This window comes from Neptunicella sp. (genome assembly GCF_048268085.1).
Taxonomy (GTDB): Bacteria; Pseudomonadota; Gammaproteobacteria; order Enterobacterales; family Alteromonadaceae; genus Neptunicella.
The window spans coordinates 54053-77232 of sequence record NZ_JBLWWF010000003.1 but is presented as its reverse complement, the minus strand read 5'-3'; the positions used below and the strand labels follow the sequence as shown (position 1 = coordinate 77232).

General features: G+C 44.1%; 16 protein-coding genes. 3 read left to right on the top strand and 13 right to left on the bottom strand.

The features are described from left to right. Window positions 1–11: 11 nt before the first annotated feature. The 4 genes from ACTD55_RS03080 to ACTD55_RS03065 form a co-directional block, all read right to left on the bottom strand. On the bottom strand, window positions 12–1265 hold the full coding sequence (locus ACTD55_RS03080; RefSeq protein ID WP_438862838.1) for an amino acid deaminase: 1254 nt from the start codon (window positions 1263–1265) through the stop codon (window positions 12–14). A gap of 165 nt (window positions 1266–1430) precedes the next feature. Next, window positions 1431–1688 (bottom strand): hypothetical protein, encoded by a 258-nt coding sequence (locus ACTD55_RS03075; protein WP_438862837.1) that lies wholly within the window; start codon window positions 1686–1688, stop codon window positions 1431–1433. 183 nt (window positions 1689–1871) lie between these two features. Then, entirely contained in the window at window positions 1872–4484 is a 2613-nt protein-coding gene (acnB, locus tag ACTD55_RS03070) for a bifunctional aconitate hydratase 2/2-methylisocitrate dehydratase (protein ID WP_438862836.1), read from the bottom strand. A gap of 221 nt (window positions 4485–4705) precedes the next feature. Further along, entirely contained in the window at window positions 4706–5551 is an 846-nt protein-coding gene (locus tag ACTD55_RS03065; RefSeq protein WP_438862835.1) for an HDOD domain-containing protein, read from the bottom strand. Window positions 5552–5850: 299 nt separating this feature from the next. Between ACTD55_RS03065 and ACTD55_RS03060 the strand changes: the two genes are divergently transcribed. Both ACTD55_RS03060 and ACTD55_RS03055 read left to right on the top strand, forming a co-directional pair. Next, a complete protein-coding gene (locus ACTD55_RS03060) occupies window positions 5851–6924 on the top strand; it encodes an alpha/beta hydrolase (protein WP_438862834.1) in 1074 nt (357 codons plus the stop codon). Window position 6925: 1 nt separating this feature from the next. Next, window positions 6926–7648, top strand: coding sequence for a hypothetical protein (locus tag ACTD55_RS03055; protein ID WP_438862833.1), 723 nt, complete (start codon window positions 6926–6928; stop codon window positions 7646–7648). Here ACTD55_RS03055 and ACTD55_RS03050 read toward each other — a convergent pair. From ACTD55_RS03050 to ACTD55_RS03030, 5 genes are all read right to left on the bottom strand, one after another. Then, complete coding sequence (locus ACTD55_RS03050) at window positions 7620–7865, bottom strand: DUF1289 domain-containing protein (protein ID WP_438862832.1); 246 nt, start codon at window positions 7863–7865, stop codon at window positions 7620–7622. The genes ACTD55_RS03055 and ACTD55_RS03050 overlap by 29 nt on opposite strands. Window positions 7866–7890: 25 nt before the next feature. After that, a complete protein-coding gene (locus tag ACTD55_RS03045; protein WP_438862831.1) occupies window positions 7891–11010 on the bottom strand; it encodes an efflux RND transporter permease subunit in 3120 nt (1039 codons plus the stop codon). 10 nt (window positions 11011–11020) lie between these two features. Next, window positions 11021–12244, bottom strand: coding sequence for an efflux RND transporter periplasmic adaptor subunit (locus tag ACTD55_RS03040; protein ID WP_438862830.1), 1224 nt, complete (start codon window positions 12242–12244; stop codon window positions 11021–11023). Between the two features lie 59 nt (window positions 12245–12303). Then, entirely contained in the window at window positions 12304–12699 is a 396-nt protein-coding gene (locus tag ACTD55_RS03035; protein ID WP_438862829.1) for a hypothetical protein, read from the bottom strand. A 114-nt stretch (window positions 12700–12813) separates the two neighbouring features. Continuing rightward, window positions 12814–14877: a M13 family metallopeptidase gene (locus tag ACTD55_RS03030; RefSeq protein ID WP_438862828.1), complete on the bottom strand. Its 2064-nt coding sequence runs from the start codon at window positions 14875–14877 to the stop codon at window positions 12814–12816. A gap of 237 nt (window positions 14878–15114) precedes the next feature. On the opposite strand from ACTD55_RS03030, the gene ACTD55_RS03025 reads away from it, so the two are divergent. Further along, on the top strand, window positions 15115–15675 hold the full coding sequence (locus ACTD55_RS03025; protein ID WP_438862827.1) for a phosphoribosyltransferase: 561 nt from the start codon (window positions 15115–15117) through the stop codon (window positions 15673–15675). A gap of 59 nt (window positions 15676–15734) precedes the next feature. Here ACTD55_RS03025 and ACTD55_RS03020 read toward each other — a convergent pair whose 3' ends face one another. From ACTD55_RS03020 to aceE, 4 genes are all read right to left on the bottom strand, one after another. Further along, a complete protein-coding gene (locus ACTD55_RS03020; protein ID WP_438862826.1) occupies window positions 15735–17030 on the bottom strand; it encodes an NCS2 family permease in 1296 nt (431 codons plus the stop codon). A gap of 140 nt (window positions 17031–17170) precedes the next feature. Further along, window positions 17171–18592 (bottom strand): dihydrolipoyl dehydrogenase, encoded by a 1422-nt coding sequence (gene lpdA, locus ACTD55_RS03015; protein ID WP_438862825.1) that lies wholly within the window; start codon window positions 18590–18592, stop codon window positions 17171–17173. A 115-nt stretch (window positions 18593–18707) separates the two neighbouring features. Then, window positions 18708–20402, bottom strand: coding sequence for a dihydrolipoyllysine-residue acetyltransferase (gene aceF / locus ACTD55_RS03010; RefSeq protein ID WP_438862824.1), 1695 nt, complete (start codon window positions 20400–20402; stop codon window positions 18708–18710). Window positions 20403–20427: 25 nt separating this feature from the next. Then, entirely contained in the window at window positions 20428–23103 is a 2676-nt protein-coding gene (aceE, locus tag ACTD55_RS03005; RefSeq protein WP_438862823.1) for a pyruvate dehydrogenase (acetyl-transferring), homodimeric type, read from the bottom strand. Window positions 23104–23180 lie beyond the last annotated feature (77 nt).

The window sequence follows — 23180 nt, the reverse complement described above, 5'->3', positions numbered from 1 at the left end:
TACCGTCACCGTTAAAAGCAGGTTTCAATCAGGCGACTTACACGAAAATGGTTGTCTACCATGCCGATATAACGCCATTTGTCCATGGTCAAACAGGGGTGTGAAGTCGAAAAGCACATAATATCGCCGGGCTTCACCTCAGCAGATTGTGGAAAACTCAACATGGCGTGTTGGTCCATAATGCGCTGTAACAACCATCGTTCACCTACAACAGTGGGTTGCGACTGCCCTGGTCGGTAATGCAGTTCCGGTGTGGGTAGACCGGCATCAAATGCCACATCACGTTTACCCATTCCCACAATAGCCAGACCCTGCTCGGGTACCGATTGTACATAGGCCCAAATTTGCAGGCCATTAGTCAATTCTCCCCCCAGATCACAGGCTAACTGACTACGTTGCTGGATTTGTTGCTGGGCGTGCTGATAGATGCCAGTATCATGGATCAAATAACAGCCCGGACGGATCACCACTACGAATTCATCCGGTAAACCTGCCGTCCCCAATTGCTCTGCCACCAGATCATACCATTCTGATCCCGCGCCACTAATCAGCACTTGGCCGTCAGCGAAGTGACCAAGCTGGTGCAAATCCAATGCTAGTGCGTGAACAGTTTTAACGAAATCGGTCACCTTGTCCGTCGCATTATGTCCGTGGATCACTCCTTCATAAAATGCCAGCCCTGTTAGCTTGATGGCGGACAGGTTTTGAAGTTTTGCGGCCAGTTCTTTCGCCTTAGCACCGTCACGTACACCGCAACGCCCACCAGTGACACCCATTTCCAGTAAAACATTCAGTGTCAGTCCTTGAGCGGAAAAATAACGATTAAGTGCCTCGGCATTCGCGTAGGAATCGACAAAACAATAGAATTCCAGGTCGTTCTGCTCAATTAACCGGGCAATAATTTGCATATTGCGCAAACCAACCAGTTGATTAGCCATGATAATTCGTTGGATACCCGCCTGACTAGCGGCTGCAACCTGAGGAGCTGTGGCCAGACTCATTGCCCAGCATCCCGCCTGCTGCTGGGCCAAAAACAGTTCCGGTGCCATGGTGGTTTTGCCATGGGGTGCCAACTTCACTTTTGTCCTGTTGGCATAATTCATCATCCATTCCAGATTATTCTGTAATGCTGATTCGTTTAATACAGCAATCGGCAGGCTGACTTCTTCGGCCAAAATATGCCATCCATCCTGATGCAACGTAGCAAGATCACCAATACCTTTGGTGCTAAACGGCAATGGATTAGGGGATTGTTGAATAGCCATATCTACCGATTTCCTCAAATTTGATAACGATACTTAATAACATATAAATTATTTTTTAATGTTACTAATTAACATTTGGAGACAATTTAAAGGAGCTGATGTAGTTTGTCAATCAATCTGAACGTAGAAAAAAGGCGCCAATATGGCGCCTGTAGATTAGATAGGTTAAAGGTTTACACAACTACTGGTATTACTGTTGTACCAGCTTTTGCCACCGGACGCGGAACAGGAGTTTTTGGTCACACTCCAGGCGCTTTCATCACCAGAGACACAACCCCGGTTATCGTAACAAATACCAAATATAGCCATTTGTTGTTCCGGTTCTTCCTGCATGGCACCTTCTTCCTTTGGTGTTGTGTTACAGGCTTGTACAACTGCAACAACTGGAAATACATACAATAATTTTATCAATCTGGATTTCATAACAGCTCCTTATTCATGCGATGGGTTGAATAAAAAGCAACAGCCACACTGCGGTGCAAACTTAATTGTAGTTTCCTTATCTTCAATGACCTAAATATTTAGGTACAATCAGCCTAGACATAAAAAAAGCCGGTCAGAATACTGACCGGCTTTAAATTATCCGTCTATATGGTTTAAATCAGGTTAAGCCACATTCAATGTTGGGATAATATTTTTCTTCGCTTCAGCTTCAGCTTGCTTAAATGAATCCATCTTATCGAAGTTAAGATAACGGAATACATCCGCGCTCATCGATTCAATTTTGCTGGCGTACTGCATGTATTCTTCAGCCGTGGGTAAGTGACCAACAATTGCACCGACAGCGGCTAATTCAGCCGAGGTCAGATACACATTCGCACCATCACCTAAACGGTTAGGGAAGTTCCGCGTCGAAGTAGACAATACCGTTGCACCTGGCTCAACCCGCGCCTGGTTACCCATACACAAAGAACAACCCGACATTTCCGTACGTACACCGGCTTTGGCATAAACGTTGTAATAACCTTCTTCACGTAACTGCGCTTCATCCATTTTAGTCGGTGGCGACATCCATAAACGCGTCGGTAAAGTACCATCGTACTGATCAAGCAATTTACCCGCAGCACGGAAATGACCAATATTGGTCATACATGAACCAATAAACACTTCGTCCACTTTATCACCGGCAACGTCCGATAAGGTTTTTGCATCATCAGGGTCGTTCGGGCAGCATACGATAGGCTCTTTGATTTCCGATAAGTCTATTTCGATGATTTCTTTATACTCAGCATCGGCATCGGCACGCATTAATTGTGGATTGGCCAGCCATTCTTCCATTTTAAGGGCGCGACGTTCTAACGTACGTGGATCACCATAACCTTCATTGATCATCCAACGCAGCATGGTGATATTGGAGCGCAGATATTCGCTAATGGATTCTTCGGATAACTTAACCGTACAGCCGGCTGCTGAACGTTCAGCCGAGGCATCAGATAATTCAAAGGCTTGTTCAACCGTTAGATTTTCAACCCCTTCGATTTCCAGAATCTGGCCAGAGAATACATTCTTCTTGCCTTTTTTCTCTACGGTTAACAATCCGGCCTTAATGGCATACAACGGAATCGCATGCACCAAATCACGTAAAGTGATACCGGGCTGCATTTCGCCTTTAAAGCGCACCAGAATTGACTCTGGCATATCTAGAGGCATAACTCCGGTTGCCGCAGCAAACGCCACCAAGCCAGAGCCGGCAGGGAAAGAAATACCTAATGGAAAACGTGTATGTGAATCGCCACCTGTACCCACGGTATCAGGCAACAACATACGGTTTAGCCAACTGTGGATGATACCGTCACCAGGACGCAAGCTCACACCACCCCGATTCATAATAAAATCAGGCAGGGTATGCTGGGTATCAATATCCACCGGCTTGGGATAGGCAGCGGTATGACAGAATGACTGCATGGTTAAATCCGCAGAGAAACCCAGGCAAGCCAAGTCTTTTAATTCATCACGGGTCATCGGGCCGGTGGTATCTTGCGAACCAACGGTAGTCATTTTAGGCTCACAGTAAGTCCCGGGGCGAATACCTTCTACGCCACAGGCTTTACCCACCATTTTCTGCGCCAAGGTATAACCTTTACCGGTATCTGCTGGCTGCTCCGGTTTACGGAATAAATCAGATGCACCTAAACCTAATGATTCGCGAGCTTTATCAGTTAGGCCACGGCCAATAATAAGATTAATACGGCCACCGGCACGTACTTCATCGAGTAACACTTCCGATTTGTATTGATATTCTGCGATCACTTCACCGCTGTCGGCATTTTTAATCACGCCTTCAAAAGGCAAGATCTCAATCACATCACCCATGTTCATTTTTTCAACATCGGCTTCAAATACTAATGCACCGGCATCTTCCATGGTGTTAAAGAAAATCGGCGCAACTTTAGAACCAATACAAATACCACCACCACGCTTATTAGGCACACCAGGTAAATCTTCACCGAAGAACCATAAAACCGAGTTAGTTGCGGATTTACGTGAAGAACCGGTCCCCACAACATCACCCACAAACGCAACTGGATGGCCTTTGGCTTTCATCTCTTCGATTTGCGCTAACGGGCCGACTTCACCATGCTTTTCTGGAGTTAATCCGTCACGAGTCATTTTATAAGCGGCACGAGCATGTAATGGAATATCAGGGCGTGACCAGGCATCAGGGGCTGGCGACAAGTCATCGGTATTGGTTTCACCGGTAACTTTAAATACGGTGGCCGTAATTTTTTCCGGCATATCCGGACGTGACGTGAACCATTCGCCTTCAGCCCAGCTTTCTAGCACATCTTGCGCGAACTGATTTCCAGCCTTAGCTTTTTCTTCCACATCGTGAAATGCGTCAAACATTAACAATGTGTGTTTTAGTTCTTCAGCTGCCAGTTCAGCCAACTCAGCATCATCTAATGCTTCGACCAAAGTAACGATGTTATAACCACCATGCATGTTACCCAATAACTGGATAGCGGCATCTTTAGAAATTAACGGTGATTGGGCTTCGCCTTTAACAATGGCGCTTAAAAAACCGGCTTTTACATAAGCGGCTTCATCTACTCCGGGAGGAACTCGCTCTGACAGCAATTCTAATAAAAATTCTTCTTCACCTGCTGGTGGAGCTTTTAACAACTCGACCAGACCGGCAACTTGCTCTGCATTAAGTGGCTTAGGTGGTATACCTTCAGCGGCACGCTCAGCGACGTGTTGACGATATGCTTCTAACACAACATTGTCCTCTTGGTTGACTGCAACAGTTAAACTAACAGCGGTGACCAATAATAGGCATTCCTTTATTAGCCAGCGTTAATTCGATAAATAATTTACGCAGTATAGAAATGAAACCGCAGAAGTATAAAGGTTGGGAGCCTTAATTAACAACTATCTACTGTTTTGTTTAATTATACCCGGTATAAATGCAATTGATGTGGTTAAATAATCAACACACTTTAGTGAATCAGAAACAATTCCGGATTCATAATAACCAAAATGTTATAGGCTTCCATACGGGCATACTGAGTGGCTTCCACCACGTCTTCTGCATGTAGTCCGAAACTTTTAATAATTTCCGGATTAAGAATTTTAGTCTGACTGTATTTTTCGGGGTGAATAATCGATAAAGCGATTCGAGAAGCCGCATTCAGTATCGCGGTATCTTGATCATCCAGCGCATACATGACCTCATTAAAGTGCTCAATTGGACGGTAAAGTTCCTCTGGCAACCCCCACAATTTCAATATCTCCGCTGACACATTGGCATAGGTATACCCCAAAATTGTCCTTTGTTGCTGCCACGGTTTCATTTTTTCGGTGTATTGTTCACACAACATGGCTTTTTCTGGAGATTGCACCGCTACTGCCAGCTCACCAAAATTATGTAAAAGTCCCAGCAGAAAATATCGCTCAATATCCTTTAATTTGGCCTGACTGGCTAACTCTTTAGCGATCAGGCTGCAATACACACTTTGCTGCCAAAAACGCTCTAAATTAATAGCGTTATTTTCAAAATGACGGAAAGCACTGGACGCGGTTTCAGTGATCACCAAACTATATAAAGCCTTACCGCCAATCACATTAACGGCTTTGCCGATAGTATTAATGGCAGATGGAAAGTTATATAAGGCGCTATTGGCTAATTTAAGTAATTTGATGCTTAGCGAAGGATCAAGTGCAACCACTTCAGCTATATCATCAGCAGTTGAACAATTATCTTCTAACAATTCTTTTATTCGGGTACAAATATCCGGTAGCGCAAACGATTCCGTTACATTTTTTGCATAATCAATGGCTTGCATTAGTCAGTCCTTTCCAACTATTGAATCAATCATTTCAACTCTTTGAGAATAGACGAGTTTTAACTCAATTACCTAGTAATAAATATGGATATATTCTACTCAATCGACATCCAGAGCAATCGCTAAACTTTTGCCAACTATTATAATCGAAATTATTATTGTTCAAATTTTCTATCGGCTTACTTTATTTAATTATTAGTCGCGAAACCTTTGTTTTGTCATAAATTTATTTGCTAGGCTGGATAAAAATCCAACGGCCTTATAGTGCGTTGCCACTATCGCTTCAATGGTATATACCAATGAAAAATAAATTAATCATTCTGCTCGCCTCACTCCTGTATGGCCTTGTCGTTAATGCAGAGCCTGTCTCAATTCCGGGAACAGAAACCAAGCCAATCTATTCAGACATTGTGCAGCAAGATTATCAGCTATTGGTCAATCTGCCAGCCGGATACGCTCAAGGCAAGGAACATTATCCAGTACTTTATCTGCTCGATGCTCAATGGGATTTTCCTTTAATCAGCAGTATTTACGGTGAACAATACTATGATGGTTTCGTACCCGGTTTGATCATAATCGGTATTACTTGGGGTGGTAAAAATCCCAATCCCGATCAACTGCGGCGGCGAGACTTTACCCCCAGCGATGTCGATCAGGATGGTAGTTCCGGTGGAGCCGAAAAGTTTCTAAACTTTATTCAACAAGAGCTTATCCCATTCGTAGACAAACACTATCGTACAACTGAGCAGCGTACACTAATGGGTAGCTCATTAGGCGGGCTGTTTACTTTGTATACCTTATTTAATCAGCCTAATTTATTCGCTAACTATATTCCGTCCAGTCCAGCGGTAAATTGGGATAACAATGTTTTATACACCTATACAAAAAACTTTGAGAAAAAGCTCACCCAACAAGCCAAGTTATTTATGCCGGTTAGTGAATTAGAAGGCCTGTACCAACCCGTTATGCAATTTGCTGAGTTTTTACAGCAAAAACACTATACCGGATTACAATGGCGGAGCCACACCGTGATGGGGGCCGGACATTCCGGGGTTAAAGCAGAAGGTAATACTCGCGGGTTACAATATGTGTTTCAGCCTGCGGATATAGACTTAACTCATCAGCAGCTATCGCGATATATCGGCCAATACCAATCTCATCAACATAACCAAGTGATTAAATTCACTATTCAAAGCAACAAGCTACAGTTACATCTAGATCAAAATAAATTAACTCTTTCGGCAGCGGACACACTCAATTTTTATCATCGTGGTGAATTCGTAAAACTCCATTTTGACGTCAATACTAACAACGACATTACTGGAGTGGAGCTACTTACTTATGGTCAATCACAACATTTTGACAAGCAATAACATGATGAAATTCACGCTACCTATTATCGCGATATTATTGACTGGCTGCGCCAACACCATTGAGCAATCCATTATTCCTGATACTGCAACTGAAAAGCCGTTGTATCAACTCCACAACACCCATTTTGATCGATTTGTCGTGCACTCGAGGGATGAATTTAAGCAGTACAACAAGCTAATTTTGTTTAATATGAATGTGGAAAGGCTCATCGTTCCTCCTACCAGCGATGAACAAATAAACCGTAGTTGGCAAAAGGCTAAGGCAGCGGATATTTTCGAAATTGCCGATCAGTTTGATGAATTATCCCACTTTATTTTTGGCAATGGTAAGGCATTTGAATATACCCAAACCGGTGGCGACGATGTACTGGCAGTAGAATTCCGTTTAATGCGTTACAATCCTTTAGTCACCAAGGATGGCGCATGGGACAACCCCACCAGCATGGATCGATATGTCAATTCATTTGGTGAGGCGTATATACAAGTCGTACTGGCCAACTCAAAAACCGGGGAGTTGGTTGCCGTAATAGAAGATGCCGTCAATTTGAATTTGGGCATTGCGGCAAGGTCATTTTCAACCGAAGCCGCGATGGGCTCCACCAATAGCCAGCAAAATCAAAAAGCCGCGTGGCGCAGAGCATTTAAACAATGGTTAACTAATTTACGAGATGATTTGAAAACCCTAAAACAGCAAGCTAGTCCCACAACGATCGCTGCGGGTTAACTTGTTCCGGTTCGGTTTTCTTTCTTTTTGCCATCTCGGCCCGACGTTTACGTCCAGCACAAGCCTTAATAATTTTACGTTTGACATCGGGTTCAAGCTTTATCCAGTAGAGACGTTCATCACGAGTGCGATAACAGCCAAGACAATTGCCGTTGGTGTCTGACTGGCAGACACCAACACAAGGGCTTTGAATTTCGAATATCTCTAACTGTTGCATCCGGCTATTTTATACCTATGCGGATTTAAATCGCTAATTTTCGCTTTTCCAGCCACATAAATGCCACCGGAATAATCAATAATGACACCAACGGAGCAACAATCATACCGCCGATTAAAGGCGCAGCTATGGGCTGCATTACCTCATGACCGGTGCCCTGATTATACATTATGGGTATTAAGCTGATTAAAATCGTTAGTACTGTCATGGCTTTGGGGCGAACCCGCTGAACAGCGCCATCACGCACGGCATTAAGTAAAGTTTCAGCTGATTTTTGTGATTGCTGTTGCCAAGCTTGATTCAAATATAAATACATCACCACCCCAAACTCAGCTGCCACACCGGCTAATGCAATCATCCCCACCGCAGCCGCAACGGACAGGTTTAATCCTAACCCCCAGATTAACCATAAACTCCCCGCTAAGCCTATGGGTAAAGTGAACATCACTATCATACTCTGTTGCCAGCTACGTAAGGTGATCGTTAGCAGAATCAACACAATCAATAGCGTCATTGGCACCACTTGCTGTAATTGGTTAGCCACTCGTTGCATCGATTCATACTGCCCGGACCAGCTCAGTGAATAACGAGCCGGAAGTTCAATCTGTTGGGCAAGTAAAGACTGTGCCTGTTGCAAATATTCACCCACAGAAACATTCTGAATATCAATAAATATCCAGCCTACCCGCCGAGCATTCTCACTTTTTAGCATTGCCGGCCCCTGCTGAAAACTGATTTTGGCTAATTGACTTAACGGAATATACAGTCCACCAGGGGTACTTACCGGTAAATCGCGCAAGGCTTGCAAATTGTCCCGGTAATGGCGAGGAAATCGCAAATTAATCGGATAGCGTTCATTACCACTTACCACTTGGTCAATTTGTGCTCCGCCAATCGCAAAACGCACCAGATCATGTAACTTATCCATGGTTAAACCATATTCACCTAAAGCTTGCCTATCTGGCTGAATATCAATGTAATGACCGGCGGCCGTTCGCTGGGCAAATACCGATCGGGTATTAGGCAGAGTTTTCAGCATACGTTCTACCTGCGTGGCGATATGTTCAATTTGTTTAACATCATCACCACTGATTTTAATCCCCAGCGGGGTTTTAATTCCGGTAGATAACATATCAATGCGGGTTTTAATCGGTTGTACCCATGCATTGCTCAAGCCCGGAAATTGGATCTTGTGTTGTAACTCGTCCGTTAATTTATCCAGTGTCATCCCTACCCGCCACTCGTGTTTAGGCTTTAACTGAATGGTGGTTTCCAGCATGGTTAACGGTGCCGGGTCAGTAGCTGTTTCGGCGCGTCCCACTTTACCAAATACACTGTGAACTTCAGGCACCGATTTAATCAATTGATCCGTTTGTTGCAATATTTGCGCAGCTTTACCGGCACTAATTCCGGGCAAGGTCGTTGGCATATACAGCAAGGTGCCTTCATCAATTTGCGGCATAAATTCATATCCTGTGCGGTTAAGTGGATAAAGTGCACTTAGCATCAGCATTATCCCCACCAACAAAGTCACTTTAGGAAAGCGCAGTGCCGCATTTAATACCGGTAAATACAACCATACTAATAAACGGGATAATGGATTACGCCGCTCGGGGATAATGCGGCCTTTGACCCAAAAACCCATTAAGACTGGAATTAACGTCACTGCTAACAAGGCCGAACCGGCCATAGCAAAAGATTTAGTCAAAGCTAAGGGAGTAAATAAGCGCCCTTCTTGTCCTTCTAGTACAAAAATGGGGAAAAAACTGACGGTAATAATCACCAATGACCAAAAAAGAGATGGCCCAACTTGTTGAGATGCATTAATGACCAGTTGCCAGTGCTCGCTACGATTAGGCTGACGTTGCTGAGTATCGCTAAACTCCTCTCGGTGCTTATGCACATTTTCAACCATCACAATAGCCGCATCCACCAGTGCCCCGATGGCAATCGCAATACCGCCCAAACTCATAATATTGGCCGTAATACCAACTAAGTTCATTAATATTACCGAGAATAATAACGATAAAGGTAGAATCACCAACGCCACTAAGGCCGAACGGAAATGTAACAGGAATAAAATCAGCACTAATGCCACCAGAAGCATTTCATCCAGTAACTTATCTAACAAATTGTCCACCGAACGCTGAATAAAATCAGCTCGATCATATACCGGAATAATTTCCACACCCTTTGGTAAACCCGGTTTTAACTGTTCTATCTTACTTTTAACTCTTGCGATGACATCGCGAGCATTTTCACCACTGCGCATTACCACAATGCCACCGACCACTTCTCCTCGCCCATCTAAATCAGCGATACCTCGGCGTAATTGCGGACCTAAATGAATACTGGCAATATCGCGAAGTGTTACCGGAACATTAGCCTGATTACGTACTCCCAAGGGGACATTGGCAAAATCGTCTACGGTGTGTAAGTAGCCTCTGGCCCGCAGCATAAATTCGCTTTCGGCCAATTCAATCACCGAGCCCCCAGTCTCACCATTATTCGCCAATATCGCTTGACGTACCTGCTCGGTATCAAGGTGATAAGCGGCTAATTTAAGCGGATCGATTTCGATTTGGTAAGTGCGCGTCATACCACCAACCGTGGCAATTTCAGCCACTCCTGCAACGGATTGCAATTCCTGTTTTAAAAACCAGTCCTGTAAAGATTTTAGATCGGCCAAGCTATGCTGACCCGTTTCATCTTTGAGCGCATATTGATACACCCATCCCACGCCAGAAGCATCGGGACCCAAAGTGGGCTCAACGCCATCAGGCAGCTGTTGTCTGGCCTGAGTCAGATATTCCAATACCCGCGAGCGAGCCCAGTAAATATCGGTACCTTCATCGAAAATTACATAAATATAGGAGTCACCAAAAAAGGAATAACCTCTTACCGTTTTGGCTCCCGGTACCGCCATCAGTATATTCGACAAGGGGTAAGTGATTTGCTGTTCCACCAGTTCCGGACTCTGACCGGCATAGCTGGTTTTAACAATCACTTGCACATCAGATAAATCCGGAATTGCATCAACATTAATCTGTCGGATAGCATGAAAGCCGGTCAAAACCAGCATAAAAGTGGCAATAATAACCAAAGCACGGTGTTTAACCGATAAGGCAATAAGTTGTTTTAACATCACTTACTCCTTAATGGTGTTGCATGTTGGCATGAGGGTTCATACGCTCAAAACTGGCATTCAAACTAGCCTCGGAATCAATCAAAAACTGACCGGAGACCACTAACACTTCCCCTTCTTGCACGCCTGACAGTACTTCAACACGGTCTCCACTTTGCATACCAGTTTCAATCTGACGCACTTCAAATTGCTGCTGCGAGTTTTGTACTATTACCCGACTGCCTTTCTCACTATTAATCACCGCTTGCAGGGGAATATTGAGTACCGCAGACTTCGGTCCACCATAAATCACCACATCAGCGGTCATACCCGGTTTAATCCGCTTCGTCGGATTGTCCAGATCCATACGCACCTTAATACTGCGTGTCACCGGATCCAGTTGCGGATATATATAGGCAATACTGGCTTTAGCATCATGCACACCGATACTGGGCAGATGAATTTCGGCAGGTTTACCGATTTTTAACCAATCAAACTGATTCTCAAACACATCGGCTAACACCCACAAACGGGTAAGATCGGCAATAGCGAGTATTTCTTGTTGGGGCTGAACATACATACCTTTACGCACATTCAGAGCGGTAACAATACCGGATTGCTGCGCATAAAAGGGAACCGTATAGCGGGATTGCCGTTGCTGTTCCAGTTGTTGAATAAAATCATCTTCGACCCCCAGTAACGATAACCGTTTACGTGCTTGGGTTAATAAGTATTGATTTTTACTATCTTCAAGATTATTTAGGGCTTGAATAAAGTCATCTTGTGCCACGACTAAATCCGGTGAGTAAAGGGTATACAACAGTTGACCTTGTTGAATAGTTTGTCCTTCAGTGTCCACATTTAAGGTTTCAATCCAGCCCGACAAACGTGGATGCACATGGCTAATCTGTGCCTGATCAAAATCCACTTGACCCAGCGTTTTAATCTGTCTCCACATATCACTACGCTGCACCGCTTTAGTGACAATATTCATGGCATGACGAGTTGACGGACTGATAGTTACTTGTGCCACTGAAGCAGAAGCAGCCATTGGCATTTGATGTGCCTCCAGTGTCATACCACAAATCGGGCATTTGCCGGGGTGATCTTTAATAATATGGCTATGCATGGGACAGACATAGCGGGTGACACTGGCAGAGCCTAGCGGATTAGATTGGCTAGGATCCGACGATGAAGCCTGGCTCCAAGCTGGACTGGTTAAAATACTCAACAACACATACAACAAAATGCGCATACACACCTCAAAAATAATAAATTCTGATCTAAAAAAATTAACTTAAGTTTGTTTATTAATCAGATTATTGGAGGGCGATATACCGAGGTTGGGGGTAGAGAAATGTGGCCAACACTGTTATCAAACAATGCTAATGAATGAGGGGGAGTATCAATAAATATAGGCATGCTACTGATTGCCAATGTGGCAACAGCGGCACAATAACAAGGCTCCGCACTACAACCATCATCAGACTGACAGCAGGGTGGCGGCACAGTATCACAACAGTCATTATCATTGTGCATAGCCATATTTGCTGCACTATCCATTGGGGTCATCTTCATGTGCTGCGTATGGAATGACTGACTGATAGGATGCATATCCAGCATTTTTAGCGGCATCACCACAGCCTGAGCCGAGGTAAATACCCCACTCATCATCAAGATCAACATGAATAAATAGCTTGCTGTTTTCAATCAATAACTCTGTGCGTTGCTAATTCTAATATTTGTTTAGATAACTAATATCACGAGGCATTGTAGCATAAAGGCCGCAACAGCGGCCTTTGTCTTGGTTACAAAATATGACAATTACCAAATATGTACGCGATCTTCCGGCTTCACATACATGGCATCTCCCTCTTTAACACCAAAGGCTTTATAGAACGCATCAGAGTGCACCACAATACCATTAGTGCGGAATTCACCAGGTGAATGTGGGTCACTTAATAATTGCGCCCGTAACGCATCATCACGGGATTTACCACGCCAGACTTGCGCGTATCCCATAAAGAAGCGTTGATCACCGGTTAAACCATCAATTACTGGTGCTTCTTTGCCTTCCAACGACATTTGATAAGCTTTATAGCCAATGGTTACACCAGATAAGTCTCCAATATTCTCGCCCAGAGTCAGTTCACCGTTAACATGCTGATCTTCCAAGGGTGCAAACTGATTGTATTGATCCACTAACTTAGCCGTTAACTTCTCAAACGCAGCACGGTCTTCATCAGTCCACCAGCTACGTAAATTACCATCACCATCGTATTTAGAGCCTTGATCATCAAACCCATGACCAATTTCATGACCAATTACGGCACCAATGCCACCGTAGTTCACCGCATCATCTGCATCCATATTGAAAAATGGCGGTTGTAATATAGCCGCTGGGAATACAATTTCATTGCGGGTTGGGCTGTAGTAAGCATTGATAGTTTGTGGTGTCATGCCCCAATCGGCTTTGTCGACCGGCTGACCAATACGATTGTTGTTGTAGTCGGTTTCAAATTGATAATAACGTTGATAATTACCAACTAAATCATCAGCTTTAATTTCCAAAGCAGAATAATCACGCCATTTATCCGGATAGCCGATTTTAGGTGTAAACTTGGATAGTTTTTCCAGCGCAGCCTGCTTGGTTTCATCGGTCATCCAATCAATGTCTTTGATACTTTGACCATAGGCTTTAACCAGATTACCCACCAGAGTTTCCATTTTCGCTTTGGCTTCTGGTTTAAAGTGACGTTTCACATATTGTTGACCTAACACCTCACCTAACACACCACTGGTAGCAGCAACTGCACGTTTCCAGCGTTCACGCTGTTCAGGTACGCCACGTAAGGTTTTTGAATAAAAATCGAAATTCAAATCAACAAATTGCTTACTTAAATGTGGAGCGTTGTTATCCACCAGTCGGAAGGTTAAATAATCTTTCAATGTCTGCAAATCAGTATTAGCTAATATTCCGCCAATTGCTTCAAAATAAGGGTATTCACGAACCACCATTTTATCGACCTGACCGATGCCAGATGCTTGTGCATAGGCATTCCAGTCAAAGCCGTTTAGCAATTCGCGGACTTCTTCAACACTTCGTTTATTGTAATTTTTCTCTGCATCACGACGCTCTACACGACTCAGATGTTTGTCTGCTATTGCGGTTTCCAACGCCATAATATTTTGGGCAGCTTGTTCAGGATTGTCGTAACCCACCGCACTCAACACGTCTTGTACATATTGCACCATCGCGGCACGGAATTTTTGGAACTTTTCTTCGTCTTTAAAGTAATAATCTTTATCTGGTAAAGTCAGGCCACTTTGCACTAAATATGCCGCATAAATCCCCGGGTCTTTTGCATCGGGCGAGACATAATAACCAAAAGGTGCATCAACCCCAATGACAGATAATTCACCCATTTTGGCAGCAAACTGGCTGGCATCATCAATAGCAGCGATAGCATCTATTTCATTTTGAATGGGTGTATAGCCGAGTTTTTCCGCCAGCTCTTCATTCATATAACTGTTATATAAATCACCTAACTTCTGATTATTGCTCCCCTCTGCATTCTGCATGGCGGAAGCATCTTGAATAATCTCTTTCAGCTGCACCTGACTGTTGTCATACAGGATATTGAATACGCTGTAGCGGGATTTATCAGCGGGAATTTCCGTTTTGGCTAACCAGCTACCGTTAACATAGCGGAACAAGTCATTTTGTGGACCGACTTGGGTATCAATAGCATTTAAATCAATACCGGATTGCTTAGCTGTAGCCGTTGCTTGAGCTTCAGCGGAAGTTTGAGGAGGTTGTGCTGGATTACAGGCTGCCAATCCCAAAGTGGTTGAAACGGCAAAAGCAATTAGGGTTATTTTATTCATTTTCTTCCCATCGTTTTATAGTTATGTAAATAAGCAGAGTGTGACTCTGCGTTGGATATACCCGCTCCACTTGGAAAAGCAAAAAATGAGTAGCTTGATATCACACTAGTGCCCGAGTTTACGATCAAGATGGCCTAGAGGCAAAATTGATCCACTAGCAGAATGTAACAAAGTTTGAGTGAACAACTTTAGGGTGTGTATTATACTTCGCGTCTTTAAATTTTAGCTGGAGTCAGCATGTCGGATAAACACTTTATAACCTCACAGCAACTGCTACAGGATGCGTTTCGTTTAGCATCTATCGTCTATGAGGACGGTTTCAGACCAGATTACATTATCGGCATCTGGCGAGGTGGTGCACCGATTGGGATTGCAGTACAAGAATATTTTGACTTCAAAAAAGTGGAAACCGATCACATCGCAGTACGTACTTCCTCCTATTATGGTATCAATAAACAATCCAAGGAAATCAAAGTACATGGTTTGCACTACTTAATCGAAAATGCCAACGCGGAAGACAAGCTATTAATTGTTGATGATGTATTTGATTCAGGGCGCAGTGTTGACGCGTTGATAAAGCAAATCAAAAAGCTGTCACGTTTGAATACCCCCGGTGATATTCGCGTTGCCTGTCCTTGGTACAAACCACAGAATTCCAAGGTTGACATCGTGCCTGATTATTATGTCCGTCAAAGCGACGAGTGGTTAGTCTTTCCCCATGAATTATCCGGCTTAACCCCAGATGAAATAATCAATGGTAAAACCGAACTGGCCGAGATTATGGATTTATTAAAATAACTCGCTAGACGCAGAAACAAATGGGAGCCGATGCTCCCATTTTTGTTTATCAACAGGGATTACCCGACAAAGATAATCTTTAATACAAACAACAGGGTTAAGATCCATACACTCGGTGTCACTTCACGCCATTTTCCGCACGTTGCCTTGGTAAAGGTATAAGTAATAAAGGCCAGTGTAATCCCGTTAGCAATTGAAAAAGTCAGCGGTGTAAATAGCAGTACGACCGTCACTGGTGCGGCTTCAGTAATATCATCCCAATCAATATCCTTTAGACTAAACAACATTAAAATAGCCACGTAAAATATCGCTCCTGCCGTAGCATATACCGGGATCATTGCCGCCAAAGGAGCAAAGAAAATACTCAGCAAAAACAATCCGCCGACGACCACCGCAGTCAGTCCTGTACGTCCACCAGCTGCTACGCCGGATGCACTTTCGATATAACTTGTGGTGTTGGAGGTGCCCAACGCTGCTCCTGCCACCGTTGCCATGCTGTCGCTTAACAACGCTTTACCGAATCCTCCCGGCATCTGCCCATCTTTATTCGCTAAACCCGCCTTTTGAGTTACTGCTATCAAGGTGCCTGAGGTATCGAACAAGTCTACGAACAAGAATGCAAAAACCACACTTAACATAGAGAGTTCCAGGGCGGCTTGAATATCCATCTGCAAAAAAGTGGGGGCTAATGAAGGAGGAGTAGAAATAACCCCGTCGTAGCTAACATCACCGCTCAATAAGCCTATTAGGGTCATAATCAAAATAGCGAGTAATACTGCTCCTGGCAGATTACGCGCCGTAAAAGCGGCCACTAGGAAAAAGCCCAAAATACTCATTAATGGGACGAAATCTGTAATATTACCTAGCGTCACCAACGTCGCCGGATGAGCCACAATAATACCGGCATTTTTTAGCGCAATCATTGCCAGAAAGGCTCCAATCCCCGTTGAAATACCTTTTTTAAGGGTCAGTGGTATTGCCTGAATAATCCATTCACGGATTTTAAACGCACTAAGCAAAAAGAACAGGATACCGGATAAAAATACCGCCCCCAGCGCCGCTTGCCAGCTGTACCCCATCGACATTACCACACCGTAAGTAAAAAACGCATTCAGTCCCATTCCCGGTGCAAGAGCAATAGGCAAGTTGGCCACCATGCCCATAATCAAACAACCCACCGCAGCAGCTAAACACGTTGCAACAAATACCGCACCATGATCCATCCCGGCTTCGGCCAAAATTGATGGATTAACAAAGATGATATAAGCCATGGTTAAAAAAGTTGTCAGCCCGGCGATCACTTCGGTTTTTACCGTACTGCCACGCGCATTGACTTGAAATAGTTTTTCCAGCATATGAAGCCTTAAAGTCAGAGGTAATCAGAGATGATGTCTTATCCTAATGAATAAAAAGCGTTTTTTCACCTGACAAATATGTTTGAACAATAAAAAAGGACCTTGCGGTCCTTTTTAGTATTATAACGCGTGGCGCTAAATTACTTTTTCTTGGCCTTTGGATTAGGCAAGTCTGTAATGCTACCTTCAAAGATTTCAGCCGCTAAACCGATAGATTCATTCAAGGTTGGGTGAGCGTGAATAGTTAGCCCCACATCTTCTGCATCGGCGCCCATTTCGATGGCCAAACCAATTTCACCCAGCATTTCACCGGCATTGATACCAACCATCGCACCACCGATAACCCGACCAGTATCTTTATCAAAGATCATTTTGGTCATTCCTTCAGTACGACCAGAAGCGATAGCACGGCCTGACGCAGCCCAGGGGAAGTTAGCCGATTCAAAGTTGACACCCTGCTCTTTGGCTTCTTTCTCTGTTAAGCCCACCCATGCAATTTCCGGATCGGTATACGCGACAGATGGAATACACTTAGGATCGAAGTAATGCTTCTTACCGGCAATCACTTCAGCGGCAACATGACCTTCATGTACTGCTTTATGAGCTAACATGGGCTGACCAACCAAATCACCAATAGCGAAGATATGCTCAACATTGGTTTTCATTTGCTTGTCTACATTAATAAAGCCGCGGTCATCAACCTTAACACCGGCTTTATCAGCATCCAGTAAAGCCCCATTGGGACGACGGCCAACAGCGACAAGTACTTTATCGTAACGCACCGCTTCAGATGGAGCCTGTTTACCTTCAAAACTGACATATAAGCCGTCTTTTTTAGCTTCAACAGCAGTCACTTTGGTTTCCAGCATGACGTTAAATTTGTCTTTAACGTACTTCTGATAAATTTTAATGATATCTTTATCAGCCGCCGGAACTAGTTGATCAAGGAATTCAACCACATCGATTTGGCTACCTAAAGCACGGTATACCGTGCCCATTTCCAGACCGATAATACCACCACCTAACACCAGCATTTTTTCCGGTACATCAGCCATTTCCAAGGCACCGGTAGAATCAATAACACGATCATCATCTTTAGGAATAAATGGCAATGATACTGGCTCAGAACCGGCAGCAATAATGGCATTGTCGAAAGTGATGGTAGTTTTACCGTCTTTACCTTCAACCTCCAGTGTATTGCTACCAGTAAACTTGCCATAGCCTTGTACATGGTTAACTTTACGCATTTTCGACATACCCGATAAGCCTTTGGTTAATTGGCTTACTACGCTGTCTTTCCAACCACGGATTTTGTCCAGATCAATTTTTGGCTCACCAAAAGATACGCCATGAGCGGCCATATCTTTGGCATCATCAATCACTTTAGCCACATGCAATAAGGCTTTTGACGGGATACAGCCGACATTCAAACACACACCACCTAAGGTATCGCGGGCATCGACAATAACTGTTTCAATTCCTAAATCGGCTGCACGGAAGGCAGCTGAATAACCACCAGGTCCTGCGCCTAATACGACTAGCTGGGTTTTAATTTCGCTCATGAGTAACCTCAAATTGTCCTATTTGTGACAGCATGCTCTATGTTAAACATGCTGCGATTAAATTCTGTATACATTCGTTAAAATCGGTAACTGGCGTATGCTACCGATTTCTTGATTAAAGTACCAACCTTCTTAAATCAGTTAAGTTTGCCGCGACTTCAGTAGAGAAACGTGCGCCTACTGCACCATCGATCACTCGGTGGTCATAAGATAAGCTCAACGGAACCATCAAACGAGGCTCAAACTCTTTGCCATTCCACTTTGGCTTCATCTCTGATTTTGATACACCTAATATCGCCACTTCCGGTGCATTAACGATTGGCGTAAACGCAGTGCCACCAATGCCACCCAAACTGGAAATAGTAAAGGTGCCACCTTGCATATCAGCAGCTTTCAATTTGCCATCACGGGCTTTTTTAGAGGTCTCGATCAGCTCTTGAGAAAGTTGTTCAATACCTTTTTTGTTCACATCACGGATAACCGGTACGACCAATCCGCCCGGTGTTTCCACCGCGATACCAATATTAATAAACTTCTTCAGTACCAAGCTTTCGCCATCGTCAGACAAAGATGAATTAAAGGTGGGGAATTTTTCTAAGGCCTTCGCCACCGCTTTCATCACAAACACCAACGGCGTGATTTTCAGACCAGATTTAATCTTGGCGTGATAATCATTTTGTTCTTTACGAAATGATTCAATATCTGTGATGTCAGCTTCATCAAACTGGGTAACATGGGGGATTGTCGCCCAGTTACGATGTAAAAACGGCCCAGATATTTTCTGAATACGGCTCAGTGGCTGAATCTCAACTTCGCCAAATTTACTGTGATCAACCGGTTTAACCGGCACGATTTGCAGTACATTATCGCCCGCCACACCACCTGCCGATTTGGGCTTCGCCAATTCTGCTTTAACATACTCTTGCACATCTTCACGTAAAATACGGTTTTTACGGCCAGAGCCTTTAACTTGAGTTAAATCCACACCAAATTCACGAGCGATACGACGTACCGACGGTGAACAATGTACCAAGCCATTATTAACGGTTTCTTGACTAGATAGCGGTGGCGCGGGTGGCGCTTTAGTTTCCGTAGACGCTGTTTCGGTTGGCTTTTGAGCGTCTGATTTATCTTGTTTAGCCGGCGCTGATTCTTTTGCCGCAGGCGCTTTTTCTGTCGAAGCCGCCTGACCTTGTACTTCTAACAAGATAACCAATGAACCTTGAGAAACTTTATCACCCACGCTCAATTTAACTTCTTTAACCGTACCCGCTTTGGGCGACGGCACATCCATGGTGGCTTTATCAGTTTCTAGAGTGACCAGACCGGTTTCCTGTTCGATCACATCACCGGCCGCGACTAATACTTCAATCACATCAACATCAGTATCACCACCAATATCCGGTACGGTGACTTCAATAACCTGAGCTTCACCACTGCTGTGTGTTTCACTTGTTTCTTGTTCTGCTTGGTCTTCAGTAGCAGGAGTATCTTCGACCTCGGCGCTATCCTGCGCTTGCGGTTCAGACTTTTCTGCTTCAGGCGTTTCGCTTTCGGTTTGTTCAGCAGCACCCGCAGCTTTAATTTCACCGATGACATCGCCTTCTTTAATTTTATCACCGACGCTTACCGATAAGCTGACTAATTCACCGGCAAAAGGAGCGGGAATGTCCATAGACGCCTTGTCCGTTTCAACGGTAACAATACCTTCATCCGCTTCCAACGAATCACCGACAGCAACACAAATTTCAATAATTTCAACTTCTTCACCGCCCACATCAGGGACTAGAATTTTTTGAATATCAGACATATTGGGATCCTTATCTAGTCACTAATTATGCGTACAGAGGATTGATTTTGTCGGTTTTAATACCGAATTTTTTAATCGCTTCTGTCACTACTTTTTTATCGACTTCGCCTTTATTGGCTAATTCATATAATGCAGCGACCACCACATAACCAGCGTTAACTTCAAAGTGTGTGCGCAAATTTTCGCGGCTATCTGAACGACCAAAACCATCGGTACCTAAACAACGATACTCGGTATCGATAAAGGCACGGATCTGATCTGAATATGCTTTGACATAATCTGTTGCAGCAATCGCAGGGCCCGCATCTTTAGTAATGATGGTGCCGATATAAGCTTGCTTTTGCTCGGCTTCCGGATTCAACATATTCCAGCGAGTCACATCCTGACCTTCACGAGCCAACTCATTGAAAGAAGTCACTGAATACACATCTGAAGAAACATTATAATCGGTACTTAAAATCTGCGCGGCTTTACGCACTTCATTCAAAATAGTCCCAGAACCCAACAACTGAACGTTTGATTTAGCCTTTTTGCTTTCAACCCGCTCTAACTTGTAAATCCCTTTAATGATTTGCTCAGCAATTGCAGGATCTTCTGGTATAGCCGGGTGTTGATAGTTTTCATTCATCAATGTCAGGTAGTAGAAAACATTCTCGTTCTCACCGTACATACGACGTAAACCATCCTGAATAATCACCGCCACTTCATAACCATAAGTCGGATCATAAGTAACGCAATTCGGAATCAGGTTGGCTTGCACATGAGAATGACCATCCTGATGCTGTAAACCTTCACCATTTAGTGTGGTACGCCCAGCCGTGGCACCTAACAAGAAACCGCGAGCCTGACTATCACCAGCTGCCCACGCCAAATCTCCCACACGCTGGAAACCAAACATGGAGTAGTAAATATAGAAAGGGATAGTGGTTGCATTACAGGTGGAATAAGAAGTACCGGAGGCAACCCATGAAGCCATCGCCCCTAATTCGTTAATACCTTCCTGTAATACCTGACCTTTTTTATCTTCACGATAATAAGCCACTTGATCAGAATCCTGAGGCACATATTTCTGCCCCTCACTGGCATAAATACCAACCTGACGGAACAAACCTTCCATACCAAAAGTACGGGCTTCATCGGGAATGATAGGCACGATACGCTTGCCGATTTTCTTATCTTTCAATAAGGCCGTCAGTACACGTACGAATGTCATGGTAGAGGAAACTTCACGATCACCGGAACCTTTAAGAATCGAATCAAAGGCAGATAATTCCGGAGTTTCCAATTGCTCTTCAGCCTGAACACGACGCGCGGGCAAGGTGCCACCCAAGGCTTCTCTGCGCTCTTTCATGTACTTGTACTCAGCGCTATCTTCGGCAAACTTAAAGTACGGTAGATCGGCAATATCCGCATCAGCGACAGGAATATTAAAACGATCACGGAAATTTTTGATCGATTCCACATCCATTTTTTTAACGTTATGGGCAATATTCAATGCTTCACCAGAAGCACCTAAACCAAAACCTTTAACCGTTTTAGCCAAAATAACGCTTGGACGGCCTTTGGTATCGATGGCTTTTTGATAAGCCGCAAATACTTTAACCGGATCATGACCACCACGGTTTAAACGGAAAATATCTTCATCAGACATGTTCGCCACCAAAGCAGCGGTTTCCGGATACTTGTTGAAGAAGTTTTCACGAGTATATTTACCGCCTTTGGCTTTACAGTTCTGGTATTCACCATCCACTGTTTCAGCCATTAACTGCATTAATTTGCCGGATTTGTCACGCGCTAAAAGAGGATCCCAATAGCTGCCCCAAATAACTTTCAATACTTCCCAGCCTGCGCCACGGAAGGTACCTTCCAACTCTTGAATGATTTTGCCGTTACCACGAACCGGACCATCCAAACGTTGCAAGTTACAGTTAATCACAAAGGTTAAGTTATCCAATCCTTCACGAGATGCTAAACCAATGGCACCCAATGATTCTGGCTCATCACATTCACCGTCACCCATATAGCAATAAACACGTTGGCCAGAACAATCCTTAATACCACGATCTGTCAGATATTTTAAAAAGCGTGCGGTATAGATCGCTTGTAACGGACCTAAGCCCATCGACACAGTGGGGAACTGCCAATAATCATTCATCAAATGCGGATGAGGATAAGAGGATAAACCATTGCCATCACATTCTTGGCGGAAGTTATCTAACTGCTCTTCAGTTAACGCCCCTTCGACAAATGAGCGGGCATAAATACCCGGTGAGATATGACCTTGGGAGAAGATGAAGTCACCACCACCGGCAGCATCTGGACCTTTGAAAAAATGGTTGAAACCCACATCGTACAACATCGCTGATGAAGCAAAACTACCGATGTGACCACCCAATTCCAGATTTTTCTTGGACGCACGCAATACAATCATCAGTGCATTCCAACGAATAGCAGCACGAATTCGCGCTTCCATGGTTCTGTCGCCAGGCATTGTGGGTTCTTGAGACACTGGAATAGTATTGATATACGCGGTAGTCGCGGTATAAGGTAAATGAGCACCGCTACGGCGGCCTTTTTCAATCAGGCTTTCAAGCAGGAAATGGGCACGTTCTGGACCTTCTGCTTCCAAAACGGCTTCGAGTGCATCTAACCATTCTTGCGTTTCTTGTTGATCCAAGTCTGGTTGCATCATTTCTGACATGTTGCTTTCCTATTGTTGGTTAAATCGATGCCGGATAAATAGTGTTTAAAGATAGCTTATCTTTAGCACTTTCTCAG